The 13,333-nt window shown below is 60.0% G+C and carries 6 protein-coding genes; 3 read left to right on the plus strand and 3 right to left on the minus strand.

The features are described 5' to 3' along the window. Positions 1-36: 36 nt before the first annotated feature. Both NKL04_RS10370 and NKL04_RS10375 read right to left on the minus strand, forming a co-directional pair. Positions 37-4,119 carry a hypothetical protein gene (locus NKL04_RS10370; protein ID WP_023700879.1) on the minus strand — a complete coding sequence of 1,361 codons (4,083 nt, stop codon included), beginning with the start codon at positions 4,117-4,119 and terminating at the stop codon, positions 37-39. A 432-nt stretch (positions 4,120-4,551) separates the two neighbouring features. Beyond that, positions 4,552-5,358, minus strand: coding sequence for a hypothetical protein (locus NKL04_RS10375; protein WP_023700880.1), 807 nt, complete (start codon positions 5,356-5,358; stop codon positions 4,552-4,554). Positions 5,359-6,147: 789 nt separating this feature from the next. Between NKL04_RS10375 and NKL04_RS10380 the strand changes: the two genes are divergently transcribed. Beyond that, positions 6,148-7,722 (plus strand): hypothetical protein, encoded by a 1,575-nt coding sequence (locus NKL04_RS10380; RefSeq protein ID WP_156951453.1) that lies wholly within the window; start codon positions 6,148-6,150, stop codon positions 7,720-7,722. A 472-nt stretch (positions 7,723-8,194) separates the two neighbouring features. On the opposite strand, the gene NKL04_RS10385 is transcribed toward NKL04_RS10380, so the two are convergent. Beyond that, on the minus strand, positions 8,195-8,638 hold the full coding sequence (locus NKL04_RS10385) for a SixA phosphatase family protein (RefSeq protein WP_084568523.1): 444 nt from the start codon (positions 8,636-8,638) through the stop codon (positions 8,195-8,197). A 697-nt stretch (positions 8,639-9,335) separates the two neighbouring features. Between NKL04_RS10385 and NKL04_RS10390 the strand changes: the two genes are divergently transcribed. Both NKL04_RS10390 and NKL04_RS10395 read left to right on the plus strand, forming a co-directional pair. After that, complete coding sequence (locus NKL04_RS10390; RefSeq protein ID WP_156951454.1) at positions 9,336-10,361, plus strand: hypothetical protein; 1,026 nt, start codon at positions 9,336-9,338, stop codon at positions 10,359-10,361. After that, positions 10,361-13,333, plus strand: a complete 2,973-nt coding sequence (locus NKL04_RS10395) for a hypothetical protein (RefSeq protein WP_023700884.1) — start codon at positions 10,361-10,363, stop codon at positions 13,331-13,333. The genes NKL04_RS10390 and NKL04_RS10395 overlap by 1 nt, the downstream gene beginning before the upstream one ends.

The following is a 13,333-nucleotide window of genomic DNA, read 5'->3' on the forward strand; positions in this document are numbered from 1 at the left end:
TATTTGCTTTGGCCTGCATTCTGACACCGCCGACCTTCAGCTCGGTGCCATCTTCAACCAATAGTCCCGATGCCAATTTGTGAAGAATATGGGAATCCGATCGCCTGATACTCGATCGATTGCCTGCGCGATCCCACCTTCTAGCCAAGTCGATCCATCTGCTTGCTCGATACGGTGCGGGGTCCACCGGTCGCGAAGTGCCTTCGTAACGTCAGCGCGGCTCAGTCGCGTGCCGATCCCATCGTGGTTCACCTTCGAGAGGATAAGCAGGTTGCCCGCATGGCGTGCGCCACCGGACGACGTCTTGTCAGGGTGATGACCTTCGAGCATGCGGATACGGTTCTCTGCATGTTGCGCATAGGATCCGACCGGTGCCAGTTCATTTGGCGGACGGCGGGCAAGCTCGATCTGACAATGCGAAGCATAGTGATCGGTCTTCAGTTGCACGCGCTGGATGTCCTCGGCGACCACTTGCGGCCGATTGCTTCCGCCGCTTCGCGTAGAGTTTCGGATACCGCCACCGGAATATAGCTCGCCCGGCTTCGGATTGTTGCGTTTCGAATCTGGCTCCGATCCTGGATGCGGCTGGGGAGACTCGCCGGTTTTTTCCTCGGCCGATTTCTCATCATAGCCGTCCTGCTCATAGCTGTCCGGTTCCTGCGTTGCCCGAAAGTCGCGGGTACGGTGGCGGAGCGCGTCCTTCAGGACCGAACTCAGCCATCGAAGCCGGGGTTTCAGGAATACGATGTCTGCGATCGCCTTCATCAGCAGGTCGTCGAGGTCGCCGTCGCGATCGAGCCAGATTTCGTTCGGCAGTACTACCCATTCGCGCGCAGCTCGATATTGGCGGCCCCGCACCTTGAACTGGACGGTCAGACCGCTCGCGATCACCACCCGCTTGATTGCGAGCAGACGGCGCTGGAACTGCAGTTCGATCAGGTTCTGAGAAACATCGAATTCCTGCAGCTGCTTCCGGAAGAGCTTGCCGGCGTTCGCACCTGCCATCGCATGGACGGTCTCGAGAAAGTTCTCCGTAGCCGGTTCCTGGTCACGGCCAGCGGGGTTGACGGGTTCTGTTGCGAGCGACGAGAGGGCGGGGATCTGCCAGTGCCGTAATTCATCGGCGATCGGGTTTCGCACGTTAGGGACGCTGTGGATCGCCAGCCGCAATTTCCGATTGAGCATGTCGCCGCGGATCGCTGCGGCGAGCTCGGGCAGGTCGTCGACGACCGCTACACGGCGTGCCGCCGTGGCGGCGAGCAGTTCGACCCCGCCATTGTCTTCGACCGGGATGCACCCCAGCTCGGGCGGCTGCATCAGCCAGCTGTCGACGCCTTTCGGGTGGTGGAGGTGCCGCATGATGCAGCCGATCTGGGCGGTTCGCGTCGCCTGGGGCTGAGCGCTGAGCCATTCGAAATAGGCGCGCGACGTCTCCGGTGTCGGGATGCCGCGGATGACGCCAGCCTTGCGATAAAGCTCCTGGACATTGTCGGCCAGCCCTTCGCCGGTGATCTGGAGCTTCCAACCGCCCCAGAGTTCGCCGAGATTACCCTTGAACGCGAGACGATCCGGAGCGACTAGGCCGTTTCCAAAGGGGAGGCACGGGATCTGGCGGACCTCCGAGGCGATCTCGGGATCATCGGCCTCGGTGATGACCGCCAGCCGCGGCAGAAGCGCGCGCTCATTGCCAGGGTCATCGCGCAATGCGTCAAGGGCCATCTGCGCGGTCGGATTGCGCGCGGGCGGCAGGACCGCATCGAGGTCGAGCGTCGGGCGATCGATCAGGTCCTTCGGCTGAAGCACCAGCCGTTCCGTCTCGCCGCTGCCGCGGACGAGCACATTGGCCGGCTTTACTTCGCCCGCGAGGCTGAGTCCGACGGCGCTCGCGCGTAGCGAGCGCAGCACCCCTGCGACTCGCTTCGAACTGGCGAGTGCCGCGAGCGCAGATTCGAGCGCATGAAAGGCGGAGCGCTCATTTGCCTCCAGCGGGCGGGCGGTCGGAAACGCCGCGAGCCGATCCGAATAGAAGGCCATGACCTCGGTTGTACTTGGCTCCTCGCGCAAGGTCAGCCGCGCCCGGCTGCCCTTGAGCTTGTTACAGAGCACGCGCACTTCGCGCGTCGGTCTAGCAATATGGTCACCGAGCAATGTCGCGACCTTGCCTTTCGGCAAGCACAGCTCATCGAAGGCGTAGACCGTGCCGTCGACCGCAGGCCAGATTCGGAGGTTTTTGACCGCGGGCCAGTCGTCGCGCGCAAGCTCATCCGGGTTTGCGGCGAGCCAAGTGAAGAAACGCTTACGGACCGCGACCGATTTGTTTGCGAGGTCGCCATCGCGAAGAAGATTGCGCAGCGCATAGCCTTCGAGATGCCAGCCTTCGAGCTTGAAGACAGGATGCCCGCGCAGATCAGGATGGATCGTGGGAGGGACATCGAGCTGGAGCTCGGATGGAATCGAAGCGCCACGCTTCAGCCTTGACAGGGGAATAATTTTGCCCTCGCCGTCCGGCAGATGCGCGGTAGCGCCGCTGGGGCGAGCGGCGACGGCGAAGGCGCTCAAAAAAGGGTGCAGTGCGTCGAGATACACTCTCGCAATGGCCGGATCGCCCAGCGATCGAAGCCATTCCGCCTCGCTGCGCCATGGGAAATGCTCGGCGTCAGAGGCTTCCAGGCGATCCAGAACATCTTGTCCGTCGTATCTCAGGTGATCATTGCCCCATCCGGTACAGCTTCCGGTCGCGAGCAGCTGGACCAGCGCTGCAGGGGTCTTGGGATCGAGGATAGGCAATGAGGCAGGCGCGACTTTAGCAAGCGCAGCGCACCAATCGCGCTCCCTGCCTTCATAAACCGGAACGGCCAGCAGCGATCCTTGCTTGTGACGGACAGGCTTGCCCTGCGCGTCGATTGCCGGAAACGCGCGAGCCGCCAACAGGCGGTTGGCAAAGGACAGCAGCCGTTCACCTGCAAGGGTACCAAGCAAGTCGAGTGCCCTCGCGCCGTGGCGTGGGATGAGCAGCTTGGCGAGGACGTCGGCAAAGAGTGCATCGCATGCCTCGATGATCGCATCATTCCATGCGCCCGATTGCGCCGCGAGTTCGTGCCGTTCAGTGTCGGAGACAAACGCCCCTGAGTAATGCGCGTTGGTTCCACTCGCTGAACCGGTGTCATTCCCCGGATACGCGACGGGATAACGCAGGCGTCCCATGCCCAGTATGAGCTTGCCGCCCGCGTCCACGTCCCAAGCAACTTCGACGACGAGACCGCCGCGGGAAAATAGCCGATTGCCTGCCGATCGGTATTCCGCCGCTTGGAAGAAGCGAGCCTTGTCGAGCGACCGCTCGGTCGATAGCGTGAGGCAGGCCTGCTCGCGTTCGAGCTGCCGCTCGCCATTGGCGAGGATCTCGCTGCACTCGCGGAAGTAGGTGACGAGCCCTGACTCCCGGCGCACGCGGCCGGCGCTGAACGCGAAAGTGTGCGAGCCCAATTTGTGGTGCGAGAGGACCACCTCGTACCGCTCGAGCATCCCGGGCCGTATGATGCCCAGGAGCCGTTTGGGCAGCGTAGCCACAGCCTCTTTGAAAACGTGCTCGATCTGCGGGTCGGTCACGGCCGCGAATTCGATGGCCTCGCCATGCGGCACGGAGAAGCGTCGGCGGCGATAGGGAACTTCGATCTGGGTGCCGCGCACAGGTGCGCCCGGATCGTCGCGCGGCGGGACGCGCACGCCGGGATAAGGCGGTTTGCTGTTGCCATCCTTGAACAGCGTTTGCAGGATCTGCTGACCAGCGGACCGCAACGTGATGCTGTTGCCGAGCGTAAAGCACGCCTTGAGCCCGTGGTTTTTGACCCCGAACATGCCGACTTTGGCCGCGACTTCGTGGCCTGCGCCCTTGATGTAGCTCAGCCGCTCCCATCCAGGCGCGTCGATCGGATCGCCGTTTCCGAGACAGACCAGTTGGTCGGGTTCGAACCGGATTTCGGTTCGCGACGAGCGTGCGTCGAGCTCATTGACTATTAACTCTATAAGCAGGTCGTCGCCACGTAACCCATTCAGGAACTGCCAGAACTCGGGCGCCTGGTCGGTCTTAAGTACGAATTCTTCCGCCTGCTCAGAAGGCATTGGCTTGCTCCGATCGACCGAGAGTGCGCTTGAGCTTGCGATGGGTCACGCAATGGCAATTGCAGCATATTCATCCAAGGCCGACGACCTTGCGCCACGGCTCTGCCGTGCGCAGGAAATGCGTGCCCAGTGATGAAGGCGCGATTGCGTTCTATTTCCAGACACTCAGAACCCTCCTGTAGAATGCTGGCGAGTCTGTGCATAGCCGACTTCGAGCCTCCCATGCAGCTGTCTGTATCTCGTCTAGTATCAGCCGTCTTCTGCGAACGACTGCTTACGTCAAATTTCCTCGCGAAAACAGAAAAGCAGCGAGCGGCCTACTAGCGGCAGCTTTTGAACACCCGATAGTGTGAAATTGGTCTTTTACACTGAGAGAGCGTTGGGCGCACGGGCGGAAGTCAGCTACCGGTCCGGAGGGTGGAGCCGCATTGCTCACCCACCAGCGGCTGTGGGCAAAACGATCTTCACCCCTAGATACGTCCCAAACATCCCGACCGTGGCAAGCACGAAGAACGTTACAAGCATGAGCGACAGTCGTTCATAGAACTTTCGCACTGCTGCGTTCGGCGCATACACCAGCATGTGCAGGGAATAGACTGTTACCGCGCCTAGGAAAATCACGAAGCCGACGAGGATTGCGGTGCTGAGCGATATGCTGCCCTGCGCTGGCTTCGGCGCTGGGACAGGAACTTTATGAGTATTGCGCTTAGCATTCGCCTCTCCGAAAAAACTGAAATTTGCAGGCGCGTCGTCTGGAACCTCAACTTCGACATTTATGGTGTCACGTATTCTTGCGACATCATCATTTGCGGCGCGTAACTGGTCTACGCCTTTGAGTTCTGGTTTCGGAGGGAACGGGGAAGGAAGCGGTGCGGGAGCGGGTTGAGGAACGTCGGTCGAACCATCCGCTTTGTCCTGGTCGCCTTCTGCCTTCTTCTCCGGTAGCTTCGGCAATTCCGGCGACACGCCATTGGCGCCGAATACCGCTAAAATATTCTGTTGGGCGCTCGCGGCCAGATTATCAGCTGAGGTCACGGCCTCATCAAACTGATCAACCGCCTGCGACAGCATCTGGTTCCGAGCTGAAACACCCGCAAACTGAGATTGTATAATGTGGCCAAGAAAAAAACCTACTATCAAGGCAATAAACGCCAGGATAACCAGAGTTTGGACAACAGGCCCAATTTCATCAACTGGACCACGCTCAGGCTCACGGCGTAAGTAATCGCTAATTGGCATGAATTCCCCCTCCTCTGACCTCAGCGTAACAAGTTTCTTGCCCGAGTCACGTGATTGTATGACGATTCGGTGTGGCCAAGCGTAAATCCCCTGACGTGAATAACGCTGCTAAAACTCGGGCCGATGGCATGCCTGGAGGAGTTCCATATGCGCGATACAGTAAGCGGGATTCGGCTCAGGTAGGTGTGGAAGTCTAATGCCGAGACCGCATCGCTCAATGCGCCGCCTAAACCTCGACCAATTGCCTCCATGAGTCCAAAGGTTTCGGCGGTTGTTCGACGCGGCGGGCTAGCGTCGCAGCAGACATCGCTTCCAGACTTTCATGCGGCTGGCCGAGCGTTCGCAACCTGCCTACCATTTCCCTTCAAAGAGCGTGAACTCCGATTCCACACTCAGGATCAGCTCGCCTGCGCGCCTCGCCTCTTGCCAAGCATTGAGCGCTGTCGATGCGTTTATGGGCGTCGATGATGGGTTTGGATTCTTTTTGAAAATAATACGCGGACAGGAAAATGAGGCGGTTCGGTCATACGGCGCCCGACTCAGTTTATCCCGCGCACGGAAAGAAAGCTTGCCACAGGGTAAGTAACGTGCACATTGCGTAGATAAAGCGCTCCATATCTAGTAGCGGAACAGTATAGTATGGGCCCTTGTCTCATGCGGACGAGGCCACGACACTTTTCAGTACGGAGCGTCCGTGAACAGGGGGCGGGAGTGCAGAGAGCAAGCAAACTATGGTGCCGCGAAGGATTGGCGGGGACAACGACCAACGCTCGGTGTTCCTGGCGAAGTTTGACGGCTCTCGGCCTTGCCGCCGTCATGCTCGCGGCGACGGGTGTTGGAGCGTCGTCGCAAACAGTTTCCGTGCAGTCGGTCTATGCGGCAAGCCCCTCCGTCGAGATCACCAGCGATCGCAGGGAGGTGAGCGCGCCGTTCAGGATCGCAAATACCGGCACCATAGCTTTGACCGTCAGCGTGGTTGCGCAGCCGATCGCCAGCCAAAAGCCTATCGCCTGCGGCGAGGGGAAACCGGATTGCACGCTCGGATGGATTGTGAAGGGGCAGAGGCTTTCCCCCGGCGTCCCACGGGACGTGTCTATTCCTCCCTTTGAAGTGGTCGACCTGACTCTGGAGGGGGTCGCCGGACTCCTCGGCACTTACACGGCCACCCTGATCGTCGGACCGAGCACCGCCAACCCCGATGTCAAGTCCGCCACCTATACAGTCAAGCTGACTCGTAAAATGGTCAGCTTGGGATCCGATGCGGTCCAGTTCGGGCCCGGAGGGACGCGGACGCGTGGGATCGGCGGCTCCCTACGCCCGCTGACCCTCAGCCTAGTAAATAAGTCAGAGACCGCCGTGGATATCACCAAGCCGCTCCAAGTGCTGCTTTCGCGGGACGACGGCGGCGGAACCTATTCGCTCGACGAAGGCGTTGTGACGCCCAGTTGCTCCGTGGGGGAAGGCCAGCTTCGGCTCGAACCTGGAGAGGCAGTTGCCTGCTCGGTCGCTCTGCCCGACTTTTTGAGCGCGCCCTCAGGGCGCTATCGCGCGGACATACGGGTCGAGCAGCCCGGAATCGAGGCCGTCACGGCATCGCGGGAATTCACGATAAGGCAACAATGGCTTTACGCATTCGTCTTGCTGCTGGCCAGCAGCATCTTTGGCGCTTGGCTAGCAGGATGGCAGAACAGCGGCCGCCGCCGCGCCCTCGAAGCTGCTGACGCCCTTACGCTGAAAGCCAGCTTCCTTGACATCATCAAAGCAACTGGAGGCCCTCTCGTTGGGCCAAAGGGTGGCGTTCTCGTCCGGACGATAGTCACCGAGATCGACAGGATGGTAGTGAGCCTAGAAACGCAGTCGGATGCTAGCTTTGCGAGCCAACTCGATGCGCTGGCCGCGCGCTTGCCACTTGTCGGGCGGTTCGTCGAACTTGAGAAACAACTGGGGCAGAATCCGCCCCAGCCTGCTTACGACAGCGCCTATGCCGCGGTGTCCCAGGCCTCGCCGCCGGCTGACGCTGGAGCGAAGCTGGATACATTGGAGTCAGCACTTGCCAACGCCGGAGCAAGGATGGCACCGGTTCCCGGGCTCGACGGGACCAGTCAGTTCTTCTTCCGCTTCCGAGCGAAATCGCCGGCATGGCTTCGTGCCTTGGTCAGGAGCATCGATCGAGCGATCCTGCTCCTTGCGATCCTGCTTGTTTCGCTGACCGGGATGCTCACGCTTTGGCAGCCGAATTCCACCTGGGGAGATGGCGGCGATATTCTGACCGCAATGCTCACCGGGATCGCGGCCACCGCGACTGGATCGCTGGGACTGCTTCAGCTCACCTCGGGTTATACGCTTGCGAAAATCGGCAAGTAGGCCGACGCGCTGCAATGTATTTTGAGGCGAACCGGCCACGAACGGTCATAGATGCGGAACGGATCAGCCGACCACGGGAGACCGGCGCCGCATCGCAGATTTTGAGGAAGACTTTCTGACCACGGTTAAGGAAGCGCAGCGTCAAGATCCCAGTTCATTTCATCCATGTCCTCGACGACGACGGGACCGGGGGGCGTCACCCCCGAGGTGCGAGCGGAACAAATCCGCGTGCTAAACACGGCATACGAGCCCGTGGGCGTCAGGTTTTCCGAGAATCTGCAGCCGACATCACGAACCGGCAGGTCTTCCGGATGGGGCATAAGTCCGCCGCGGAAAGAGCCTGCAAGCAGCAGCAGGCCGTCTCGCCACAGAAGGGACTTTATACCGCAGGGCCTGCGGGTAACATTCTCAGAACAACTTTCGTCGCGAAGTACGATTTTTGCGGGAGGTCGCCACCCGAGCTATACACCCCTTAATAATGCAACTGTAGCAGCGTTTCGCGGCCGTTCGGTGGAATGAAAAGAACCAGGAGCCTATCGAACTCAGTATCGCCAATGGCGTCGATACGGCCGCCGCCGAGCCCTTCGACGACAGAGCCCACCGTATTGCTGTGGCTCACCGCAACTGCAATCGTGTCTGGCGGCAGGGCCTTTATGGCTGCCACAACTGCCTCGACGTGACCGTCTAGGCCCGCCTGCCCCGCCGTCGAGAACTCGGTAACGGAAATTCGATCGCCAAGTTCTTGCTTCAGCGGCGCGAGAGTCTGATGAGTGCGTTGCGCATCGCTGCAGAAGGCCTTGCTTACGCCGCTTTCGGCCAACATATGTGCCAGGATCCTGGCCCGTTTCGTGCCGACAGCCGAGAGCGCATCATCCTCCGAACTGCGGTCGGCATGGCGCAGAACAAAAACTATCATTGATGTCTCCCTTACTGCCCGGTTCGGCGTATGGCTCAGCGTCGAACGCCGTGTCCTGTGCAGGATCTCCAGCAACAGAATCATGAATGTGATCGATCGAGCGCAACAAGGGCGTTGTATCTCGTCGGTTTCTGTCGACCGTTCGATGGTGTGAACGGGATCGAACGACGCGAGCCTTCGCTCGACGATGTCGCAACCTTTCGGTAGTGCGAGCTGTCACCGCAAAACGCCAGAGCGAAATCGAACCGTTGCTGAACCAAACTGCCCATTTGGCCAAGTCCATCCAATCGGATGTTGATCGGGTCGACCCACCTACCAAGATGGTAGGTGGAGAGGGTAGCGCAGTTGATCGCGATGGCTTTGAGATCACGGGAAGCGCGCAGCGCCAGAAGTCAGGGAATACACCCAAAAACATGCCTCAGGGTTTTTACAACCGCCCGCTGACACCGCAATCGTCAAGTTCAAGGCGCAGCTCCCTTTTCCAAAATAAATCCTGTCCCCCAGGTTGCCACATCTGCCTACGAGGACTGCGCCTGACAAGTCTAGCCAGACGAAATCCGCTCGAGGGCTTCGATCGACAATGGACCCTACTACTTGGATAGTGTATCTTACTAGATCAATTCGAACGCGGGGGGCGATCATTCCCATCCTAAGCGAGGATGAGCGAGAAGAGCTAATAGGCCTGCTGAACGACCTGGTGAGCGGTCAGCCTGCGCCTCGCGCCTATCTCGCTCAGTTGCTACCACTTGAGCTGCGGGGCAAGCTCGATGCCGCGGGAGGTCCGACCTTCCTGTCCAGCCGGACGATCGAGATCTGCCTGGTAAGCGGATATGAACTCGCACCGCCGGCGCTGCAAGGCATCTTGGAACATTTGATCGACGCTGGGAACGCGAACGTCGCGCGATTTAGCGACCGACTTACGAACCCTCCGCCTGCGGCCGCGCATCCGCTCGATGCCATTGTGCTGAGCAATCGGCTGCCATTCGCCGACCGCGCTCCACTCCGCGCGATATTGCGCGACATGTCCGTAATGCAGAGTCCAACACCGATTCTTGCGATTGGCGGCGAGGTCGAGAGTGGCCGGTCCCACTCGGCGGAACTGGTTTCTCATTACTGTTACTCGCAGCAGGACGCTGTGTTTTGCAAGTTCGCGCTCACACCGACAAATGCCGCGGAATCTGGACCGAAGGAGATTGCGGTCGACCTTGTCATCCAACTCGGCGGCACAGCAGCCGAGGTGCCGCCGCCGCCGCAAACATCCAACAAAGAAGCTTGGTACAAGGAACTGGCGAATTGGGTGATCGGCAACGCCAACAAATCCGAGAACGGAATCAATCGCCGTGTCTGGGTTGTTCTCGACGGATTTGAGCGCGGTATCCTGCGCGAGGACACGTTCCAATTTCTCGTCGAGTTGCAGAGGTTGTTCACACTAGGTATCACAGCGCGAAGGCATCGGCTGATATTGTGCGGATACCCCGAAGAACTGGTCCTGAAAGTTGGCGCCAGCGCAAGAAAATACATAACTAAGCCTCTGACCCGGGACCACGTTGTTGAGGTCGTCGAGATGATCGTCGCCGCGCAGCCAGCCATTCCGCAAGAGGACCGCGCAATCGTGATGGCAGAAACACTAAAGCTAATTCTCGACAATCAAGTGCCGCCGTTCAAAGCGCTGACGATAGTAGGCGAACGACTTCGCAGTGCCATCGAAAGGGCTGGCATCTGATGGCGGAGCTGTCCAGCTACAGTCGCGATTTTTTGGCTAAGCTCGCCAGTGATATGACGCGAGGTGATCGCACGAAGTCCACTTCCACGAGCGAAGAGGATTCCAGCCTCCAACCTCACCTTGCCGTCGTTTCGGTCCTGCACGTCTTTACCTTACAGGATCTGAAGCAGGTGGACGGTTCGCGCGACGCGGTGGCGATCGCGGCCTTGCGGCACGCAAGTTATGCCGCACCGGGATTTCGCGAGCAGCGCGGGAGGTCGCTCAAGCCGGATGAAAGGGAGAAGGCCCTGCGCGACATCGCCCGCCCGAAAGACGCGCTCGACCTGATCGCCAGGTTTCCCGGTAGGATCATGACCTCAGCTCAGCGCTTTTTCGAGAAGCTGCTTGCGGGGCAGGACATCGACGTCGACAAACTCATGCATGCAGAGCTGATCTCGCTACGCGAGGCGAACAGGTGGGCAGGCTATCTATCGATCGAGCGTTTCACCGAACGTCAGCTCAAACTTGCAGTCGAGAACGCCGCTGCGGTCACATCGATCGAGCATCTACAGATCGAGGAATTCGTCGGACGAGGGGACGAGCTCAACGAATTGCGGGTGTTTACCGGCATCCGCGAACGCAGCCTATATGCGAAGGTAACCGACTTCGCTCGCGGCGGTGAGAACCAACTGCTCCTCATCGAAGGGCTAGGCGGCATCGGCAAGACGGCACTGATCGGGCACTTTCTGTTCAACAACCGTGGCGACACTGATGGTCCGCTGTTTCCGTTCGCGTACCTGCCCTGCGACGACAGTGCCATCGATCTTCGGCAGGGCCAGTCCATTCTGATCGAGGCCGCTGGCCAGTTCGTCCGCCTGGTTTCCATCCGTCGCGCGATTGTTGGCAAGACAGAGCCAATCACTGCATTTCAGCATGAGTACGAAGGCTTCGTGCGCGCGACCAGAGCTTACGGCGAAGCACGTGGCCAGCTCACGTCCCGCCGATCGGAGTTGGAGTCGCAGGAGCAACGGCTGGAGTCGTCGCGTGGGCAGCTATCCCTTTTGGCCGACGCTTTTGCCAGCCTTGCTGATGCAGCCTGCAAGGCGCTGGAGAGGCCTGGGGGCAACACACCGCCCGCGCTTCTTTTCATCGATACCTTCGAGGAGGTCCAGTACTACGCCCACGAGCAGCTCGAACCATTCTGGAACCTGTGTTCCCAGCTTTTCGATTCCTCAAGACAGATCAGATTGCTGATATCGGGAAGACCACCCCTTGCGACAGTGCCGACGAATATCCGACAGAACAAGATTGAACTGGTGGAGCTAGAACCGGTGGCCGCGGTGGAACTGCTGCATCGTGAGACCGCGATGCCTCGCGAAGCGCTCGATTCGGTGGCCCGCCAGATCGGCGGCAATCCGCTCAACCTAAGGCTCGCCGCCCGCATCGTGGCCGAAGAAGGTGCACAACCCGGCAAAGGCATCGTCGATCTGCAGACCCGGCGCTTCGGACTGTTCAAGCTCGGACCGGAGGTTATACGCGGCCGGCTCTATCGCAGGCTGCTGGAGCGAATCCATGACGAGGATGTGCGGCAACTTGCGCACCCCGGGATGGTCTTGCGACGCGTGACTCCAGAAATCATCGAAAAGGTCCTCGCGCCTCTATGCGGGATAGCGGGCGTCGATGAAAAGCGGGCAATAAAACTCTTCGAGGCCCTGATGGCCGAACATACCTTGGTCAGGCTCGATGACGACAATTCATTGCGCTACCGTGAAGACGTGCGTGCGCCCGTGCTGTCGATGCTCATCGCCGAAGACCCTCAGCAGACAATGCGCGTCCACCGTCTTGCGATGGATTTCTATCGGGCGGAAAGGGATGCGGTCAGCGTCGCCGAGTTCATCTACCACGGTCTCATGAGCGGTGCCGATCATCACTCGCTCGATGATGCCTGGCGTCCGGACGCGGCACGCTTCCTGAATACGGCTATATCCGAGTTGCCACCGGAGGGAACGATATGGCTCGCCACCCGGATGAGCCTTGAGATCGGTCCCGAGCTGCGCGCAAACGCGGACACCGCTGCCTGGGAAAGGATCATCGGACCGGAAGTGTTGACCCTGCTGGAACACAGGGGGTCGGCCAGGGCGTTGCAGCTGCTCGACCAGCGGGGCGAGCGGACGCCCGACAGCGCTCTGTTTGCCATCGAGGCGCGATGCCTGATGTCGCTTGGCAGAGCGGCTGACGCCAACCGGCTGCTGCAGTCGGCGCTGGACGGCTTTCCGGTTCATGGCAATCGCGGCCGTCGCGCGGAGTTATTCTGGCTGCTTTATCAGGTTCGCCTGTCGCAAGGTAGCGGGACTGAGGCAATCGCCGCGCTCGACGATTTGATCGAGATTGCCAAAGAGATGCGCAGCAAGCTGGCCCTTGTTCAGGCGCTGGTGACGCGGATAGAGCACTTGCGCGAGGAGAAGGCGGACGCGTCGGTCTTCCAGGGCAACCTGAGCAAGGCTTTGCTGGAACTCAACGGCGGCGAAATTCAACGCGAGCCGGACGTGGTTCGCAGCGGCGTGGCAAACCTTTCCGAAGATGCGGTCGGCGAGGCGCGGGACATCATTCGTCAGATGGCATCGAGCCTCTTTGACCTGATCGCCAACGGCAGGCTCCAGCGCCAACAGCGTTGGATCGATGTACTACGCACGATGCTGGAGGAAGCCCAGCAGCAGCCAGAATTGGAACGGTTCAGGCGTCATGGTGCGAAGACACTTGCTGATACTGCGGGAACGCGGACCGAGCTGCCTTCTCTACTCGAAACGGCGATCGATGCCATCATGGATGGCGGCGACGGCCGGCTTAACGCTCGGCAGGCCTACGCCGCACGAATCATCTGGGTGATTTTGCAGATGGAGACAGGCACATTGAAGGCCGCCACGCTGGCTGGTCTCGACGAGTACCAGCCGGACTGGCAGCACGCGGCCTCGGCGACGTTAGCGTTTGTGTAA

Origin of the sequence: Mesorhizobium sp. C264A (assembly GCF_040324515.1) — a bacterium.
In the GTDB taxonomy this organism is placed as follows: Bacteria; Pseudomonadota; Alphaproteobacteria; order Rhizobiales; family Rhizobiaceae; genus Mesorhizobium.

What these genes read in the sequence shown, in the direction of transcription:
- NKL04_RS10395 (WP_023700884.1), top strand. Translation starts at nt 10,361, where the DNA reads ATGGCGGAGCTGTCCAGCTACAGTCGCGATTTTTTGGCTAAGCTCGCC.
- NKL04_RS10370 (WP_023700879.1), bottom strand. Translation starts at nt 4,119, where the DNA reads ATGCCTTCTGAGCAGGCGGAAGAATTCGTACTTAAGACCGACCAGGCG.
- NKL04_RS10375 (WP_023700880.1), bottom strand. Translation starts at nt 5,358, where the DNA reads ATGCCAATTAGCGATTACTTACGCCGTGAGCCTGAGCGTGGTCCAGTT.
- NKL04_RS10385 (WP_084568523.1), bottom strand. Translation starts at nt 8,638, where the DNA reads ATGATAGTTTTTGTTCTGCGCCATGCCGACCGCAGTTCGGAGGATGAT.